General features: G+C 43.5%; 15 protein-coding genes and 1 pseudogene. 8 read left to right on the forward strand and 8 right to left on the reverse strand.

The genetic code is table 11. The features are described 5' to 3' along the window. The first annotated feature begins 87 nt into the window (after positions 1–87). From AAHH42_RS12915 to hldE, 3 genes are all read left to right on the forward strand, one after another. Positions 88–318 (forward strand): excisionase, encoded by a 231-nt coding sequence (locus tag AAHH42_RS12915; protein WP_072550645.1) that lies wholly within the window; start codon positions 88–90, stop codon positions 316–318. Beyond that, entirely contained in the window at positions 293–1357 is a 1065-nt protein-coding gene (locus AAHH42_RS12920; protein WP_072550644.1) for a site-specific integrase, read from the forward strand. The genes AAHH42_RS12915 and AAHH42_RS12920 overlap by 26 nt, the downstream gene beginning before the upstream one ends. Positions 1358–1527: 170 nt before the next feature. Further along, the gene (gene hldE / locus AAHH42_RS12925) at positions 1528–2964 is read left to right on the forward strand and encodes a bifunctional D-glycero-beta-D-manno-heptose-7-phosphate kinase/D-glycero-beta-D-manno-heptose 1-phosphate adenylyltransferase HldE (protein WP_342221306.1); all 1437 of its coding nucleotides are present in this window, start codon (positions 1528–1530) and stop codon (positions 2962–2964) included. Positions 2965–3139: 175 nt separating this feature from the next. On the opposite strand, the gene yjgA is transcribed toward hldE, so the two are convergent. Next, entirely contained in the window at positions 3140–3685 is a 546-nt protein-coding gene (gene yjgA, locus AAHH42_RS12930) for a ribosome biogenesis factor YjgA (RefSeq protein ID WP_072550642.1), read from the reverse strand. A 146-nt stretch (positions 3686–3831) separates the two neighbouring features. Here yjgA and pmbA point away from each other — a divergent pair, with 146 nt between their 5' ends. Together pmbA and AAHH42_RS12940 are read left to right on the forward strand one after the other, a co-directional pair. After that, positions 3832–5172: a metalloprotease PmbA gene (pmbA, locus tag AAHH42_RS12935; RefSeq protein ID WP_342221307.1), complete on the forward strand. Its 1341-nt coding sequence runs from the start codon at positions 3832–3834 to the stop codon at positions 5170–5172. A gap of 848 nt (positions 5173–6020) precedes the next feature. Next, positions 6021–7190: a TcdA/TcdB catalytic glycosyltransferase domain-containing protein gene (locus AAHH42_RS12940; protein WP_342221308.1), complete on the forward strand. Its 1170-nt coding sequence runs from the start codon at positions 6021–6023 to the stop codon at positions 7188–7190. Here AAHH42_RS12940 and AAHH42_RS12945 read toward each other — a convergent pair. Further along, positions 7150–8394, reverse strand: a complete 1245-nt coding sequence (locus AAHH42_RS12945) for an IS256 family transposase (RefSeq protein ID WP_342221106.1) — start codon at positions 8392–8394, stop codon at positions 7150–7152. The two genes, AAHH42_RS12940 and AAHH42_RS12945, sit on opposite strands and share 41 nt — an antisense overlap. 445 nt (positions 8395–8839) lie before the next feature. Here AAHH42_RS12945 and sodA point away from each other — a divergent pair, with 445 nt between their 5' ends. Then, a complete protein-coding gene (sodA, locus tag AAHH42_RS12950) occupies positions 8840–9463 on the forward strand; it encodes a superoxide dismutase [Mn] (protein ID WP_342221309.1) in 624 nt (207 codons plus the stop codon). A 117-nt stretch (positions 9464–9580) separates the two neighbouring features. Here sodA and eno read toward each other — a convergent pair whose 3' ends face one another. Both eno and AAHH42_RS12960 read right to left on the reverse strand, forming a co-directional pair. Continuing rightward, positions 9581–10891, reverse strand: a complete 1311-nt coding sequence (gene eno, locus AAHH42_RS12955; protein WP_342221310.1) for a phosphopyruvate hydratase — start codon at positions 10889–10891, stop codon at positions 9581–9583. Between the two features lie 30 nt (positions 10892–10921). Further along, positions 10922–12559, reverse strand: coding sequence for a CTP synthase (locus AAHH42_RS12960; protein ID WP_342221311.1), 1638 nt, complete (start codon positions 12557–12559; stop codon positions 10922–10924). Between the two features lie 442 nt (positions 12560–13001). On the opposite strand from AAHH42_RS12960, the gene AAHH42_RS12965 reads away from it, so the two are divergent. Continuing rightward, positions 13002–13478, forward strand: a complete 477-nt coding sequence (locus AAHH42_RS12965) for a hypothetical protein (protein ID WP_072550298.1) — start codon at positions 13002–13004, stop codon at positions 13476–13478. A 131-nt stretch (positions 13479–13609) separates the two neighbouring features. Next, entirely contained in the window at positions 13610–14128 is a 519-nt protein-coding gene (locus AAHH42_RS12970; protein WP_342221312.1) for a D-alanyl-D-alanine carboxypeptidase, read from the forward strand. 176 nt (positions 14129–14304) lie between these two features. Here AAHH42_RS12970 and AAHH42_RS12975 read toward each other — a convergent pair whose 3' ends face one another. From AAHH42_RS12975 to pepA, 4 genes and pseudogenes are all read right to left on the reverse strand, one after another. Next, complete coding sequence (locus AAHH42_RS12975; RefSeq protein ID WP_342221137.1) at positions 14305–15486, reverse strand: IS91 family transposase; 1182 nt, start codon at positions 15484–15486, stop codon at positions 14305–14307. A gap of 15 nt (positions 15487–15501) precedes the next feature. Then, positions 15502–15750, reverse strand: coding sequence for a hypothetical protein (locus tag AAHH42_RS12980; protein ID WP_342220947.1), 249 nt, complete (start codon positions 15748–15750; stop codon positions 15502–15504). A gap of 108 nt (positions 15751–15858) precedes the next feature. Next, positions 15859–17241: pseudogene (gene ldtD / locus AAHH42_RS12985) on the reverse strand (L,D-transpeptidase); the annotation flags it as partial. Between the two features lie 721 nt (positions 17242–17962). Then, positions 17963–19486 (reverse strand): leucyl aminopeptidase, encoded by a 1524-nt coding sequence (gene pepA, locus AAHH42_RS12990; RefSeq protein ID WP_342221313.1) that lies wholly within the window; start codon positions 19484–19486, stop codon positions 17963–17965. Positions 19487–19511: the final 25 nt, after the last annotated feature.

Here is a 19511-nt window from a genome sequence, read left to right on the forward strand (position 1 = left end):
AGTTATTCACATGACCCTCTATAACTCTTCCGTCTACAACACGGACGAGGTCATGACGTTTTTAACGTTGATAAGGAAAGCACTGCGATGGAAATCAGCCTCAAGCAATGGAATCAAAATCAGCCTCGCCCACGTTGCATGGAACAAGTACGTCGATGGGTCCGCTCTGGTGCCATCCAACCGCCACCACGGCTCGATGGCAGAGAATACCTTGTTAACGCTAATGCCGTGAAGATCGACCCCACAACCCCCGCCAGTTACGCCGGAAAGCGCTTAATGGAGAGACTGTATCATGGCACGCAAAAGAAAGCCGGCTAACCGAGACCTGCCCCCCAATCTGTATGTCCGCAATAACGGCTACTATTGCTACCGAGACCCCCGCACAGGTAAGGAATACGGCCTAGGGAGCGTGAAACGTATCGCAATCAACGAAGCGATTGCCATGAATATGCAGATTTTTGACCAACGCTACAATTTGGTAGACAGAATTAACGAGGTGAATACGCTGTCGGTGACAGAATGGATAGCCAGATTTAAAGAAAAATTGCATCAACGTGGCCTTCGTTCTAAAACACTCACAGACTACCAATCAAGATTAACGGCCATCACCCAGGCTTTTCCTGATAGTACATTGAACACCCTTACCACCAAAGACATTGCTAAATTTTTAAAGAGTTACAGCGAACAAGGCAAAACCGCCAGTGCAAAATTAATTCGCAGCTTGTTGATCGATATGTTTAATGAAGCCATTGCAGAAGGGCATTTGGCAACCAATCCGGCTACAGCGACGAAGAAGCCTCGCGTACAGATACAGCGAGAACGTTTATCACTGGAAGAGTTTCTTGTGATAAGAGAAGCGGCAAACAAACGGCAGCCGTTGATAGGTTTAAGCATGGATTTGGCCTTACTGACAGGTCAGCGGGTGGGGGATATCCAACGGATGAAATGGCAAGATGTTCATGATGGGAAATGGTGGGTAGAGCAACAGAAGACAGGGATGAAATTGGCGATACCTTTAACCTTGAATCTGGAGGTGATTGACAAGAACCTTGAAGGTGTTCTTGCGGATTGTCGGCAACAAATAAGGGGTGAAAATTATGTCTTTGCGGGAAGGAATAAAACCCGCTTCAGTCAGAGATCGCTATCGACAGGTTTTGCCGATTCAAGAGAGAAATCAGGCTTGAAATGGCAGGGCACACCGCCTTCATTTCACGAGATTAGAAGTTTATCCGCGCGGCTGCACAGTGAAGCCAGAGGTAACGATTTTGCACAAAAATTACTGGGACACAAATCTTCTGCCATGACGGATAAATACCGTGATAGCCGAGGAAGTGAGTGGGACGAAATTCGATACTAATTATTACCTTTTGGGCTACCAAGTAAGGTGTTAGGATGCGAGCCGCATCTATGTATTTTGACCTAATTTCGATCGATTGTGACTTTTTGTTTTTAATTTATTGATTTATATGATAAATAAAATACTCGCACTATGAGGAGTTAAGTGATGTTGGTTTTAGGAGTCAAAAGGTGAAAATTACCCTACCTCATTTTGGTCGTGGCAATGTATTGGTGGTTGGTGATCTGATGTTAGATCGCTATTGGTATGGATCGACGAATCGCATTTCACCAGAAGCACCAGTACCTATTGTAAAAGTAGATACAAATAGCATTGAAGAGCGTCCGGGTGGCGCTGCTAACGTGGCAGTGAATATTGCCGCCCTTGGTGCTTTTTCTCGTGTGATCGGTTTGACAGGCACTGATAAGGCGGCAAAGGTGCTAAGGAGTAAATTAAAAGATGCTAATGTGAAATGTAATTTTGTTGAGCTACCGACTCATCCTACCAATACTAAACTGCGGGTGCTTTCACGTCATCAACAGCTGATTCGTCTGGATTTTGAAGAGGGTTTCAGCGATGTTGATTCGCAATCATTGTTTACGATTATTCAGCAAGGGTTGTCTGATGCTCAGGTACTGGTGTTATCCGACTACGCCAAGGGAGCATTGAATGATGTCCAGCGTATGATCCAACTGGCACGAGAAAAAAATATTCCTGTGTTGATTGATCCGAAAGGGAGTGATTTTGAAAGCTATCGCGGTGCGACCCTACTGACGCCGAATTTATCCGAATTTGAAGCTGTCGTCGGTCATTGTAAAGATGAAAATGAAATTGTCATTCGTGGCATGGAATTGATTAAAAATTTCGCATTTTCCGCTTTGTTAGTAACGCGATCTGAGCAAGGAATGACGTTGTTACAGGTGGGCAAACAACCGTTACATTTCCCTGCTCAGGCGCAAGATGTGTTTGATGTAACGGGTGCTGGCGATACAGTGATTGGTGTTCTGGGCGCCGCCTTGGCAGCAGGTGACTCTCTAGAAGAGTCCTGCTTTTTGGCAAATGCTGCGGCAGGTGTGGTCGTGGGCAAATTGGGAACATCGACAGTCTCACCCATTGAGTTGGAAAACGCTATCCGAGGTCGAGCTAAAACCGGCTTCGGTGTGGTCAGTGAGCAACAGCTAAAAGATGCTATTAAACAGGCACACCGTGGCGGTGAAAAAATTGTAATGACAAACGGATGTTTCGATATTCTTCACGCTGGGCACGTTTCTTATTTGGCTAATGCACGTAAATTAGGTGATCGCTTGATTGTGGCAGTCAACAGTGATGCCTCGACACAACGTCTCAAAGGTCCTACTCGTCCGGTGAATCCCTTGGGGCAACGTATGATAGTACTTGCGGCGTTGGAAGCCGTTGATTGGGTGGTGTCTTTTGAAGAAGATACGCCACAGCGATTGATTAGTGGTATTTTGCCGGATCTACTGGTGAAAGGTGGGGATTACCAAGCACACGAAATTGCCGGTAGCGAAGAAGTACGGAAGGCTGGCGGTGAAGTTAAAATATTGAATTTTGAAGAGGGCATTTCGACCAGTAATATTATCACAATGATAAAAGATTCAGACAATTAGTACAAAAATTCTTCACCAATAGACTTCTTGCAAAACCTACTACGTGGTCTAAATTCTACGTTACGCGGCGTTCGCAATATACTACGGTGGCTGCGCGCCGGGCGCCTTGACATAACGAACAACGGTTTTGCAAGAAGTCTAACACATGTAGAAAATTCAATCAGTGAGCGTTTTGCTACGGAGTTTCACCCGCGAGTCCACGTAAATACTGGAAAATTTGACGTAAGGCTTGTGCTGGCTTACCCGTCGCTTTTTCTTTCTGTGCGTTACGAACCAAACTACGTAATTGCTGACGATCGGCATGTGGATAAAGTGCTAATACGGCAAGGATGGCATCATCACCTTCTGTAATCAGGCGGTCGCGCAGTGCCTCTAATTTATGGAACAGAAAAGTTTGTTGGTCGTGACGATTTTTTAGTTTGTCTAATGCTGTTTGAATGGGTTCAATGTCGCGGCGGCGTAATATTTTACCAATAAGCTGGATTTGGCGACGGCGCCCTTCTTTTTTGATTTTTTGCGCCAGTTGAATGGCGGCGAGCAGATCTTCATCCAACGGAATACGCTCCAGCGCATTTTTCCCCAGATCAACTAACTCACTACCAAGATCTTTCAACATTTCTGCATCGCGTTTTATTTCACTTTTACTTACCCAGATAATTTCATCGTCATCATTTTGATCTTCTGTTACTTTGTCGAGCCAATTTTCGGGCTGCTGGTTCATGGTCGAACTCCTTAAAAAGAGGTCGATCCTATCAGCTTCTGCTCTTTGTGAGAAATTGTATGTGGATCCTGTTAAACTTGGGCAGCTGTTTACTATGATTGTGAACAGAAATTTTTCGCAAACAGTCTATTAACTATGGCAAATCGATGAAAGTAGTCACTCAAGTTGTAGAACAACGTAAAATTCTGGAACAAGCTGTTGCACAGGCATTAGAATTGGCCAGCCCTTCTTGCGATGCTGCTGAAGTTGCGATCACCAAAACGACCGGTATCAGTGTCAGTACTCGCTTCGCTGAAGTGGAAAATGTGGAATTCAATAGCGATGGTGCGTTAGGAATTACTGTTTATCATAAACAGCGTAAAGGTAGTGCATCTTCAACAGATTTAAATCCTGATGCCATTGCTCGTACAGTGAACGCCGCTCTGGATATCGCCCGCTATACTTCAGTCGATCCATATTCGGGGATAGCAGATAAATCTCTGCTAGCATTTGATGCACCGGAACTGGATCTTTTTCATCCAGGTGATTTGGAGGCTGTTCATGGCATTGAACTGGCGGCTAGAGCAGAACGGGCTGCATTAGAGGCTGATAAGCGTATCACGAATACTGAAGGAGGCAATTTTAATAGCCATTATAGTGTTAGGGTCTTTGGTAACACTCATGGCATGTTACAAAGTTATTGCTCCAGCCGCCATTCACTTTCCAGCAGCGTGATTGCCGTACATGAAGGGAAAATGGAACGTGATTACGCTTATAGCGTCAGCCGTCGAATGGAAGATTTACAAACTCCTGAATGGATAGGTAAGGAATGCGCTCGCCGTACGTTATCGCGTTTGGCTCCCCGTAAATTATTGACTATGCAGGCACCTGTATTATTTGCCGCAGAAGTGGCAACGGGTTTATTGGGGCATTTGGTTGCTGCTATCAGTGGTGGCAGTATTTACCGTAAATCGACTTTTTTGCTTGATCATATGGGTAAACAAATTTTACCCGAATGGTTGACGATAACAGAACATCCGCATTTACTATGTGGCTTGGCGTCTACTCCTTTTGATAGTGAAGGCGTGCGTACTGTTAAACGAGAGATAGTTAAAAACGGAGTGCTGGAAACCTATCTACTGAGCAGCTATTCAGCACGTAAACTGAAACTACAAAGCACGGGTCACGCCGGCGGGATCCATAATTGGTGTATTGCGGGTCAAGGGCAGGATTTTACCGGTATGCTGAAACAGCTAGATAAAGGTTTACTGGTAACAGCACTGATGGGTGATGGTGTCAGTAATGTCACCGGTGATTACTCGCGTGGTGCTGCCGGGTTTTGGGTTGAAAAGGGTGAAATTCAGTATCCGGTCAGTGAAATCACCATTGCGGGTAATCTGAAAGATATGTTACGCAATATTGTCAGTGTCGGCAGTGATATTGAAACCCGTAGTAACATCCAATGTGGTTCTGTGTTGTTACCCGTAATGAAGATCGCGGGTGAATAATGAGAAGACAAGCGTAGAGTAATCGGGTGCTCAGATTTTGCATTTTGCATAAAATGGGCGTAGAGTGCGCGGAAAGTTGGGGTTTTATTATTGCCTCCTTCCCTTGGTACCCTGATTGATTGCCGGAGTATTCTGCGTTTGTCTTTACGTAAATTCCCTCCATTCTTAGACCGCCATTAGAACCATTGCAATGTCATCAGTATAGGGCCATTCTCCGTTATATTCTGGTCAAATAACTTTGCTCAAGGATCCTGTTCGCCGTTTCCCGCTTCGAACCCATTAAACATTTAGTTAGATATTCTCTAACCTCCTTATTCTTTTAAAATTTTTGCTTTTTTAGTATCCCGATCTATTAAACCGCAATTTACAGGTTTTTCTCTTTTTTTTAACCCACTTCAATTTTTTAAAATCTATTCAAAAAAATATAATCCATGCCCATGGTGAGCAAAAAATATTCGTCTTAGCAACAATAATCAAAAATGGTAAACAGCATGACCAATTCAGAACTCGCAAAAAAAATAGACGCCTTTCTCACACAAAATCTCGTCATATTAACCAAACCTGGTGAAGAGGAGCTAGCTACAGTCCTAATAGAATATGTCGCTAGTAACAAAAAGTACTCTTTACAGGAAGAAAGAGTACTTTCCGAAAGGCCGAATACACCAATGACAGAATATTTACTCCGAAGCCAACAGCTTTCACCAAAATCCGAAATGGAAGCGCTAACCAGCATACTTTACCGGATGGGGAGATGTAACTACTATCCTTTCAATCAAAGTAAATTGCTTAAAGCTATCAAGCAACGTATAGCTGTACTATCAGAAGCAATTCCACAGGAAATACACTTCATGTCTTTGGTCAAGTTTGAAGCGATCCAACTAGACTATATCAAGCTATGGATACAGCAGAACGCCAGCGACTATAAGATAAATATATGGATGGACTCCGGGACGCTACTGGCCGGCGAACTTTGCGGGCGTCTACAGGAAGCAGCTATTAGACATTCATTGAATGCGGGATATAGAAGCAACGAAGCCTTTAAAACACAGCTGATTGATTGGCAAGACAAAGCATATAAAAATATTGTTAAAACGATGTCACAGTACGACGCCAGTCAACCCGATAACCGAAAATTTTCTTTCGACCAGGCAGTGATAATATTTTTGGAGGCAAACGGGCTAGCAAAACCAGGTGAGTTGATCAGGATCCGTAAAGCCAATGCTGACAGTTTTCAATTTGACCTGGAAAAACTGCGACAGGGCACAGATCATCCCGACAATGTTAGATTGATCGATTTTCACCCAATGAATAAGCTACCTGATTATCAACTTTACATTAAGGAACTCGCTTCAAGAGGCAATTTAATCGCAGCTACCGATATTAGTCGCCTGCTAATATTGGAGGAATATGGTGGGCTTTACCTTAATAATGAGCTACTGCCCAGTTTACATCATATGCTTATCACTCAGATCGGCAAAATAGATGCCATCGATGTGTCAAAGACACAAAGTCAGGAAGTGATCATGCGTGTTGTGTTAGATGAGCTAACACGCTGTGGTGAAATGCCTGCGCGTGCAAGCATTCTTGCCAGTGAAAATCGGGGAGGCTATATTGATCAACTGCAAGGAATCGATGACATAGATGTACAACGTATAAGGGATAAGGTGATTGAAGCCATCGATCGGAGGCAACCACTCTTTGCACCGCTTGGAAAATTAACCGTCGATCCCTATTTCCAATATAATTACGCCGATCGCAATAACAAAGCAATTATAGCCACACCAAGCAGCCGCTTTATTGATCAGGTATTGACGAATGTAAGGCAGATACACGAAGTTATTGGTAGACATAACATTGATGGACTAAACCCTACTCAGTCTATTCCACGTGCAATTAGCAACGAAATCATGGAAGACCTACAAGCCAACGGGTTGCTATTTTGGAGCCTGTACAAGATTCTGTGTAACTGCCGATTCCTCATAAATACACTGATAACCGTTCAGGGTATTCGATCATAAAGTGATTGAGAGCCTGACGCCAGTTTGGTATCGGCATTGTCCACTTTTCTGATGCAGATTCTATTGCCAGATAAATCACTTTTAATGCAGACCCATCATGTGCAAATATTTTGCGTTTTTTTATGGCTTTACGTATCACACTATTGAGTGATTCTATCGCATTTGTTGTATAAATCACCTTGCGAATTTCGTCGGGATAAGTAAAAAATGTGGATAGGTTATCCCAATTTCTGCGCCAAATTTGTACCAGTGTTGGGTATTTTTCACCCCAGCGTCCTTCAAAACTATCAAGCTCTTGCAAAGCATTTTCTTCTGTAGCGGAACGGTAAATGAGTTTTAGGTCGGCACAGAGTGCTTGTCGATCTTTCCAACTGACGTATTTGACCGAATTACGGACTAAATGGACAATGCAAAGCTGGATTTTTGTCTCAGGATAGACCGTGTTGACAGCCTCAGGAAACCCGGTTAAACCATCCATACAAGCAATTAATATATCATTTAAGCCCCGATTCTTTAACTCGGTCAGAATCGATAACCAGGTCTTTGCTCCTTCCGTCTCCGCTATCCACAAGCCAAGGCATTCCTTATGTCCTTCCATATTGATGCCTAGCGCGATATAGACAGATTTATTGATAACCCGCTTATCCTGGTGAACTTTAACGACAATACAATCCAGATAAACAATCGGATACAGATTGTCCAGTGGGCGACTACGCCAGGTGGTTACTCGGTCAATTACCGCATCAGTGACTTTAGATATCAAGGTTGGCGATACCTCAGCATCATAGATTTTTTTAAAGGTTTCGGTAATTTCCCGTGTGGTCATGCCTTGAGCGTAAAACGCTAAAATGTGATCGTCAAAATGGGTCAGCCGAGTTTGCCCTTTTTCAACCATTATCGGGGAAAACTCGCCGTTACGGTCACGGGGCGTTTCTATCGCTAATTCACCGTACTGAGAGGTAATATTTTTTGCAGAATAGCCATTACGACTATTACCGCTGCCACGTCCTTCAGCCGCATTTTTGGCATAACCTAGGTGATGTTCCATTTCAGCACCTAATGCCGCTTCTACTGTCATCTTAACGAATTCATTGAGTATCTTGTTTAGATCAGATTCAGTTTTAATGTCTTTTACCAGCGCCTGAGCTACCTGACGTAGCTGAGATTGTTGCGGGGTATCCGGTAATTTATTCTTTCTTACCATTGTCTATATCCTATTCACAAATTGTTTAAATATAGGCAATTACACAATTTTCAGGACAGGCTCGATCACGTAGTAGGTTTCAGCTTTCGAAAGAGGTCTAATAGTTTATACTCATCGACGAGTGACCACGTGAAGACAGCATTCCTTATGGCTTCATAAGAGCCTGTTCCAAATCTTTTTCGCTGTGTTCAGACGAGGAAAAAACGGGCGAAAAAGCGCAGTTTATTCTTTGTATACAACAAAAAGGGAGTCAATGAGCATGTTGAGCGCGTTTTTGACGAATGACTTGACCAAAACACGGCGAGCACAAGAGATTTCGAACAGATTCTTAGACGTCTGATAGCGTTTAATTCACTATAATGATGCTACCTTCGCAGGATGCAAGGTCTTTGTCTACTGTGATGATTTTTTATCCACCAATCAAACTTATGGAGACGATAACAATATGAGTTACTCATTACCTACCCTCGCCTATGCTTATGATGAACTAGAGCCTCATTTCGATGAGAAAACAATGAAGATCCATCATACCAAACACCATCAAACTTATATTAATAATGCTAATACCGTGCTAGAGGCTTATCCAAACTTGGCAGGACAGTCGGTTGAAGAATTGATCAAAGATCTGAATAAAGTCCCTGATGAGAAACGTACTTTTATGCGTAACAATGCTGGTGGACACGCTAACCATAGCATGTTTTGGCAAGGCCTGAAAATCGGTACTACGCTGGCCGGCAATCTGAAAGCGGCCATCGAACGTGATTTTGGCACGGTTGAAGAATTCCAAACTAAGTTCGAAACAGCAGCAGCGGCACGTTTCGGTTCAGGTTGGGCTTGGTTGGTGAGCAAAGGTGACAAGCTAGCGGTAGTTTCCACGGCTAATCAAGATAATCCACTGATGGGTGAAGCTATCGCGGGCGTATCGGGTTATCCGATCATTGCCCTAGACGTATGGGAACATGCTTATTATCTTCAATACCAAAACCGTCGCCCCGACTATATCAAAGCATTCTGGAATGTAGTGGATTGGGACGTAGCGAGTGAACGTTATAACGAGAGACCATCCTGAACTATAACGACCAGACCTCTTGTAAAATCGTAGCAAGTGGTGTGAATTGACTAGACTTTTTGCAAAATCGTAACGAATAACCCGCCACAGCGGGTTATTCACAACGACGAAAAATGATTATGCTTGGCTTTTAACTTCTAACCAGCTGCACTTCGCTGGCTTACCCGGTTTACCTAGTGCTTCTTCAATACGGATAAGTTGATTGTACTTGGCAACCCGATCAGAGCGGCTCATAGAACCGGTTTTGATGTGACCGGCAGCGGTCCCTACCGCTAAATCGGCAATGGTGGCATCTTCCGTTTCTCCCGAACGGTGAGAGATAATAACGGTGTAACCTGCCTTCTTCGCCATCTTGATGGCGGCCAGTGTTTCAGTTAGAGAACCAATTTGATTGAATTTAATTAAGATAGAATTAGCAATGCCTTTCTTAATCCCTTCTTGCAGGATCTTGGTATTGGTTACGAACAGATCATCTCCCACCAATTGGATCTTCTTACCCAGCACTTTAGTTTGATAGGCAAAACCATCCCAATCGGACTCATCGAGACCATCCTCGATAGAAACGATAGGATATTCTTGAGTCAATTTTTCCAGATAATGGGTAAATTCCTCTGAGCTGAAAGTTGTTCCTTCGCCTTTCAACTCATAGTTCCCGGTTTCTTTGTTGTAAAACTCTGAAGCCGCACAATCCATCGCCAGAGTCACATCTTTACCCAGTACATAACCGGCTCGCTCTACCGCTTCTTTGATGGCCTTCAATGCAGCAGCATTAGACGCTAAATTGGGTGCATAGCCGCCTTCATCACCTACAGCCGTATTGAATCCTTTTTCTTTCAAAATCTTTGCCAAAGTGTGGAACACTTCAGAACCGATACGTAGTGCCTCTTTAAATGATTGAGCACCAACCGGTTGAATCATAAATTCCTGGATATCGAGATTATTATCAGCATGTTCACCGCCATTGATAATATTCATCATCGGTAATGGCAGCGACAGTCTATCTAATGGGGTACCACTCAATCCGGCGATATGCTCGTACAGAGGCATACCTTTAGACGCCGCCGCCGCTTTCGCCACCGCGAGGGATACCGCTAAAATAGCATTTGCACCGAATTTAGATTTATTCTCAGTACCGTCCAAATCGATCATAATCTTATCGATATTCGCCTGATCTTTCGCGTCTTTGCCACGGATGGCATCGGCAATAGCACCATTCACCGCAGCAACAGCTTTGGTCACACCTTTACCAAGGAAACATTTTTGGTCACCGTCACGCAATTCAAGTGCTTCACGAGAACCGGTAGACGCTCCTGAAGGCGCAGCAGCCAACCCCATGAAACCACCGTCTAAATGTACTTCAGCTTCTACGGTTGGATTACCACGGGAATCGATGATCTCACGACCGATGACTTTAACAATTTTGGACATTAGATTTTCCTCTAGTACACATAAGCTAAACTATTTTTTTACCGATTTCTGGTAGTCACTGGCCGCTTTAATAAAACCGGCAAATAATGGATGGCCATCACGTGGTGTCGAAGTAAATTCCGGGTGGAATTGACAAGCCACAAACCATGGGTGGTTTGGTAATTCGATGATTTCTAACAATTTATTATCTGCAGAACGCCCAGCGACAGAGAGTCCAGCCTCTTCAATTTTCTGCAATAACATATTGTTGACCTCATAACGGTGACGGTGACGCTCAGTGATAATGGTAGCAGCATACATCTGCCGTACCTTGCTGCCCTCAATCAAATGACATTGCTGCCCACCCACCCGCATGGTTCCGCCAAAATCACTCCCTTCTGTACGAACTTCAATACCCCCCTTTTCATCATGCCAATCAGTAATCAACGCAACCACTGGATTCTGACAGTCTGGCACAAATTCTGTTGAGTTGGCGCCTTCCATAACAGCAACATTGCGAGCGAATTCGATTAGAGCCACCTGCATACCCAAGCAAATCCCCAAATAAGGGATATTATTTTCCCGCGCATAGCGTGCCGTAGTGATCATGCCTTCTACACCACGGTAGCCAAAACCACCCGGAATAAGGATCGCGTCCAGCCCTTGAAGTACATTCTTACCCTGTGTTTCTATCTCCTGTGCATCGATAAGTTTAATCTTTACCATTAAACGATTTTTCAACCCTCCGTGTTTTAATGCTTCAATCACTGACTTATAAGCATCCGGCAATTCTACATATTTACCGATCATGCCAATGGTGACTTCCCCTTGCGGATTCGATTCCTGGTACAACACCTGCTGCCATTCAGACAAATCGGCTTCAGGATAGCTTAAATTAAAACGCTGACAGATATAATCATCAAGATGCTGCAATTGCAATAATCCGGGAATTTTATAAATAGAATCAACATCCATCAGGGATACTACCGCTTTTTCCTGCACATTACAGAATAATGCGATTTTTGCCCGCTCATTAGCAGGAACCTCACGATCAGAACGACAAATCAATACGTCAGGCTGAATACCGATGGAAAGTAACTCTTTGACCGAGTGTTGTGTCGGTTTGGTTTTTACTTCGCCTGCAGCCGCCAGATAGGGAACTAACGTTAAATGCATATACAAAGTATGTTCACGACCAACGTCCACCGCCATTTGACGGATAGCTTCTAAAAACGGCAGTGATTCAATATCCCCCACAGTGCCACCCACTTCAACCAAGGCAACATCATGCCCAGAACCCCCTTCGACGATACTTTCTTTTATCGCATTAGTGATATGTGGGATAACCTGAATTGTCGCGCCTAGATAATCACCTCGACGCTCTCTACGCAGAACCTGGGAATAAATACGACCTGCGGTAAAGTTGTTACGGCGCGTCATTTTGGTACGGATAAAACGTTCATAGTGCCCCAAATCCAGATCCGTTTCTGCCCCATCTTCAGTAACAAAGACTTCCCCGTGCTGTGTCGGGCTCATGGTCCCTGGATCCACATTAATATAAGGATCCAGTTTCATTACGGTCACTTTGAGGCCACGGGCTTCGAGTATAGCGGCTAGAGAGGCGGCGGCAATGCCTTTACCCAGAGAGGACACAACCCCCCCGGTCACAAAAATATAATTAGTTGTCATGCTGAACCCGAGCGTTTAGGTTTAAAGATGATAGAAGAACTAAGACGGGAGAACAGTATACCCGAACCTTAGTTAGGCCACAAATCGTCTCCTATCCTGGGATAGGCTAAAGCTTATGCGAAATTTGTTGCGTTCTCTGATATGGCAGAACAATTTTATTCTGATGACACCATTAAAGATGAGTCGTATCGTATATTTATATCGAATGGTATTTATTATGTAATCAAAATTAAATCGTATAGAAGGGGCCGTATAAGTTGATTATGAAAATCAGCAATAACATATTGATATTAATTAATATTTATTAACAAAAGTGATCACGTTACATGGCGCCTGCTATACCGCTATTATACTTCGTCAAAAATGTGCTTTTTCGACCATTTTTTCCTCTTCTAAGCACAGCGAAAAAGATTTGGAACAGGCTCTAAAATGAGGAAATAACATGAGCAAGGGTTTACAGCCAAATCTAATGAAATCACTTTATTGGCTGTTAGGTTTATTTTTAATATCGGTTGTCCTGGTGCACGTAATTTTACGGGGGTTTATGGATACAACCGTTGAAAGTACCTACGCATCGATTAAAGATATTGAAGCAAAAAATGCAATGCGATCGGGTTGGCTACCGAAATGGTTACCCTCGACAGTGACAGAAATAATTGAAATTCATGATTTAGATACCAACCTGTCTATGATTAAATTTTCATTTGTAAAAAATACGGATCTCAGGTTACCTCCTTTATGTAAAAAAATTGAACCTACACTACCTTTGGTTCTTCCTTTCAACCGCCGTGGATGGCTGTCAGACCTATCATTGGGACCTGATACTACCATTCTTAACCATGATTTTTTTCAATGTGAACACGAATATATCGCTATTTCTAAAATATTGGGTAAGGGTTACATATGGAGATCAAAATAATTATTTTTTTATATTCTGACTTATAAATATCCCTATGTTTGTTACAATATATTAACATGAATAAAAAGTAGATATAAAAATAATCAGTATCCAAACAAAAAATTTTTCTTTACATAGAGGTAATAGCGATCATGAATTTGTCAAAAATAATTTATATCCTGATCATTCCATTATTCGTTACGGCTTGTTCGAAACAAGATATCAGTTGGACTCAAAATATAAGTTCGACGCAAAATATAAGCACGTCTCAGATCAAAAACAATATTGATACGCTATTGACCAATCCTAAACTCAAAGGTGCTCAATTGGCTATTATGGTACGTGATGCTAATAGTGGAGCAATCATTTACCAACATAATGCCAATAGCCGATTGATTACTGCTTCTAGCATGAAATTATTTACTTCAGCAGCAGCTTTTGACATCCTTGGTGCAGAATACAAATTTCTTACTTCTACGCTTACCGATGGCACTCGGCATAAGGAAAAGCTGAGGGGAAATCTGTATTTACGTGGTTCGGGCGATCCCACCATGTTATTTGAAGACTATCAAGCGCTAGCGGCGGGTATTGCTGCTAAAGGTATTAGGCGGGTGAGTGGCGATTTAATCATAGATGATACTTGGTTTGATAATATCAGTCTTGATAGATAGGAATTTTAATAATTTGGTTTTATTGTCAAAAACAGAATTGGATCAAAAAATAAACGATATTATTTTCAAACTTTAGGGTTATTCTCCTTAACGTAGAGAGTCCCGGGTGATAATAGGGTCATTTTCGTTTAAAAAACCAGCATTTTCGAACGCGAGGCGCCCCTTCCCTGCAGAGGCTAAATCCCCTTCATTTTTGCCAGAGATTCATGGTGAAGCATTAACTGATGCCACGGCAAGCCTGATGTGATACCGCTTAGCACCAAACGAGAGCCACACAGGATGCACTCATGAGGGTCAATACGACTTAGGCGTTTTAACATTGCCGCATAAGTGATGTTGACGGTTTTTTCTTTTTCCTGCCCCAACAAAGCATCTATAATCGGCAGCAGTGTAGTCCGACGGCGGGGCGCTAAAAAACCATAATAGCGGACCATCCTAAAATGTTTATCCGGAATGTGGCTAATAAAACGCTGAATAAACTCGTCCATACTGAGGTTAAGTTTTTCTTGCTCTCGGGTTTTATGACTGAGGTAGCGATAGGTCACTTCCTGGCCGTTATAATGTTCCAGCCGGGATAACGACACCGGAGGCTTTTTTAAATAACGGCCTAAATAATTGAGCGTTTGCTGGGCATTGTCTGTCGGCTTTGCCAGGTCGATATTCCAATGCCGTTGGTAATGGAAATCCAGAAACTGCTCCCGTTGACCCGGCCTCGTGAGGGTTTGTGATAACTCCGGTGGTAATTGCAAGGTATCCCACTGTTGACGAAGTAGTGTGATAATCTGATAACGCCACTGTTTCATCAACGTTTTTCCGCTAAACGTGATTTTTTTCCATTTTTCGGCATTGTCATCGAGTCCGCCACAGGTCACCGAAAGATGCACATGAGGATGCCAATTCAGCGCTCGCCCATGCGTATGCAACGCCGTGAATAGGCCAGGCAATAGGTTTTTTGGCTGGCAAAAATCTAAAATAACCTTGGCAGCGAGACGACTGAGATGCGTTAACAGCGCACGATTTAGCTCAAACAACGGCCAGAACTCACGGGGAAAAGTGAACGTAATGTGTTGCCATTTTGTGATGGGAAGCACCGTGCGCTGTTTGGCCACCCACCGCTCTGTGGCTTTCTTACCACAGGAAGGGCATGAACGGCTGTGGCAGGTAAAGCAAATCCGTTTGGTGTGCGTACAGCCTGCCTTTTGACAGCGCCAGCTGGCAAACCCCAGCGCCGATGTTCCGCAGGAAAACAGTTTAATCAGATTATCGACCACCACCGGCCGTATTTTATCCGCATGAGCACAATAGTAATTCCACCACGCATGACCGACCTGAAAAGGATGACGCAGTTTACGGTTCATCTTTCAGCTCAAGCATCACGGGTGTTCTAGATCAAACGACCGACACTCCGGGCAAAAATAGACCGCATTCATTGCAGACTCTGCGGGAAAGCGAGCCCAGAATATTTCCCAAAACGTCTCTGTAATGAAAAGATTATCTCCGCCAGTAAAGGCCTGATGCGTTTTCTGATAAGGCATGGCTAAGGCTTTAGCAACCTCTTTCAAGGTCTGCTTCACCATTTTGGTATGCGCTGTTTGATGTGAGTGACAGATATTTTTAGGCATAACACCTTAGCTGAACGAGTAACGGGACCGGCTAATAGATAACACCGTTTCTTCAAAAAAATCAAGAGATAACAGACTACTTCACGTCGCCGACCTTAGGAGGCAGCCTTGGCGTAGACGATAAGGAAAATTATTGGCAGAAACTACATTCCAATTTATTTTTGCCGGATTTATCACTTCGGTAGTGTTATTCCAATTAGCTAAAACGGTATAACCGTGGCGTTGAAAGTAACTGGCATCGTATCTTGCTTTTGGCACAATGTCATGTCTCACCATCGAGGTAGGGACGTTCCAAGGCGGATTAACCACCACATTGCTTAATGCACTGCTCATTAAAGGTGTTTTGCGACTGGGTCGTCCTACAATAACCCGCGATGACAATATTTCACGGCCATTTTGATAATAATCCAGTGAGTAATCAGCAATATTTACCATGATACCGCTCTCGATATTACTTGGGAGCAGACGCAAACGCTGAATATTGAGTGCTAATAAATTAGCTCGCATCTGTGGCGAGACATTTAGCCATTCACGAGTACGTGCCCCGATAACACCGTCAGGGGTTAATCCCTTCGATTGTTGGAAACGCTTCACTGCCGCTACTAAAGTTGGGTTATAGCGATTGTCACTTGCAGAGCGCGTGCGAATTGATGCCTGCTCTGAGGGTGCTGTTGTCCCATCGGTCAAGAAATCATTACCATTCAGCATAGCTTCTGATGATTTTGTCGCTGATGTGCTTATCGTCCGCAACATACCAGAACGAGAGAGAATATTATGCAGTGCAGGAATAGCTGCACTTATCTGACCGGGTCGTAAGGCCAAGCCATCAGGCAATTGCGGCCACAATTGTCGATCAGCCAGCAGTTTTTTCAGCGCCTGATGCATTTTTTCATATTGTGAGTGTTGCGGTGCCAGTGAACTGAAGTAAGCTGCTGTATCACCCTGATGTATCGCCTGCTGCCAACGATCTAATAATGAGACGGGAGGCATCCCCATTTTATAGGGAGCGTCATCGTACAACCACAAATTACCGTGCGCCGCTACGCCGGCAACGAAATGAAGGTAACCTAACATTGCATCAGATAATACTATGTCACGTGCCATTCCATTTACCGAGGGATCACTTAACCATTTGACCCATTGAATAAATTGCGGTTGGATGCCCGAAATAGCCAATTCCGTTAATTGCTGCTGAAAACGCTGTATTGCCGTCGGATCTTGCCACATGGGTTGCCAATTATTTGCCGTATAAAGTGCTTCCAGTGCAGAGAAATAATAAGGTGTGATATTTTTAGGCAACGTCTCTGACAGAACCACGTCTACGGGTGCACCCGATACCGTCATCTCCATCACCTTTTCCATAGGTGGGGAAGTAACATCCACAGACAAACCGGAGGTGATTGCCGATGCGGAAAACACCGGGATCAAACTCCAGGCCAAGACACGACGTGGCATTAACGCCCTAAGTGAATGCTTGATTACAATCAACATTCTAGTTTTCCCCAATATACTTACATAAGCATATTATAGTTCGTCATTATCGCTAATTATGTATGTAATTATATAACTTATATTGATCATCAGCCTGTTATTAGACCTGTTGCCTAATAGTGGCTCGGTACTTATTAAGCAACAATGGGTGTCATAGAAGGGCTTCTAAGCGATTTTTTCGCACAAAGCAATGTAAAACGCACTCCTAAAAATGCTTAAAACACGTTCTTTTTTTGTTAGGCAACAAGTTTATTAAAATTTTTCACCGGTTGGAGATAGAACTCTCTCCCTTCTTTCAAGACAATTATTGCATTTATCCCCTCGTCTAATTTCGAACTGAAGGGTATATACCCAATGAATTTCTAGTTACGGCAAGGCGGCAATCAATCAAATCCCAGGAGTGTACAGGTAGTACATGACAGGGATGAGTGCGAGCCGCCAACGCCGCCGTAACTTGAAAGGCGAAGGGTATACAAGGAGTCTACTCGGAACAAATCAACACTGGGTATATCAAATAAGGATTGGTAAAAAATGCTCGGTTGCTGTGGTCCACGGATAATACAAATGAACGTTAACTGAGCGTCGCTCAAGAAGATTTGGAACAGGCTCTAAGAGACGTGCGCGCATTATAGCGCGCAACAGACATAAGGTATTAAAATCTTGCTAGAGAATCACCTCACATTAATGTATCAATAACATAGAATCATCTCTTAACTACAAGTTAACCCTCTCCGTTTGACTCTGCCCGATTTAGCAGGAACTGTGCTAACAATGCTACAGGACGACCAGTGGCACCTTTATTTTTACCCGAACACCAAGCTGTACCCGCAATATCTAAATGCGCCCAGTGATATTTAGTAGCAAAACGTGACAAAAAACAACCGGCGGTGATGGCACCCGCTGGGCGGCCGCCAATATTCGCCATATCAGCGAAGTTGGAGTCAAGTTGCTCACAATACTCGTCACCCAGTGGTAAACGCCATGCACGATCGCCTGCCTGTTCAGAGACGCCGATTAATTCGTCTGCTAATGGCGTATTATTAGACATCAACCCCGTGATGTGATGACCTAAAGCGATCACACAGGCTCCGGTTAAAGTAGCAATATCGATCACTAATTCTGGATCGAAACGTTCTACATACGTCAGAACATCGCAAAGTACCATACGGCCTTCGGCATCAGTATTGAGTACTTCTACTGTCTGACCCGACATAGTGGTTAATATATCACCTGGACGATAGGCGTTCCCATCAGGCATATTTTCGCAGCCTGCCAGAACACCAACAACATTGAGTGGCAATTGCAATTGCGCCAGTGCACACATAACACCATACACAGTTGCAGCCCCACACATGTCATATTTCATCTCGTCCATGCTTTCGCCGGGCTTAAGAGAGATGCCACCTGAATCGAAAGTCAACCCTTTACCTACCAGAACGATGGGTTTTACATTTTGGTCCGGATTGCCATTATATTTGATGATCGACATGAGTGAATCATTTTGTGAACCTTGCCCAACCGCCAGATAAGCGTTCATACCCAGCTCTTTCATTTCCTTTTCGTCAACCACCTCGGTGGTGATGGCACTATAAACCTTCTCCAGTTCACGAACATGTTTAGCCAGATACGCTGCATTACAGATGTTTGGCGGCATATTAGCTAAATCTTTTGCCTTTTTGATACCTGAAGCGACTGCTAGAGCATGAGTAAGGGCACGATCACTACTATCTAATTCGGAGCTCTCGGTGAGGTTAAATATTATTTTTTTCAGTGGGCGACGTGGCCCTACTTTTTTACTTTTAAGTTGGTCGAAGGTATAAAGTGTTTCCTGAATTGCTTCTACTGCTTGACGTACTTTCCAATAAGTATTGCGCCCTTCGACTGGCAACTCAGTCAAGCAACAGAGCGCTTCCGTCGCACCAATCTCGTTAAGGGTGCGAATCGTTTTTTGCATCACCTTCTTATATTGACGTTCATCAAACTCAGATTTTTTACCACAGCCGATTAACAAAATACGCCCAAAAGAAGCTCTAGAAATATCTTGTTGCAATAAATTATGCAGCAATAACGTTTGCCCTACCTTGCCTTCAAGTTCTCCACGACTCAAAAAACCACTGATGTAGCTATCACTCACTTTATCGAGTTTTTCAGCACTTGAAGATAAATGATGAGCTTCGAAAACGCCAACAACAACACAGGCATCGTATTTCTCTTCCAGGTTACATTTCTTTACACTGAAGTCCATGTACTCTCCTAAATCTTTCAAAGGT

This window comes from Candidatus Fukatsuia endosymbiont of Tuberolachnus salignus (assembly GCF_964030845.1).
Classification (GTDB): domain Bacteria; phylum Pseudomonadota; class Gammaproteobacteria; order Enterobacterales; family Enterobacteriaceae; genus Fukatsuia; species Fukatsuia symbiotica.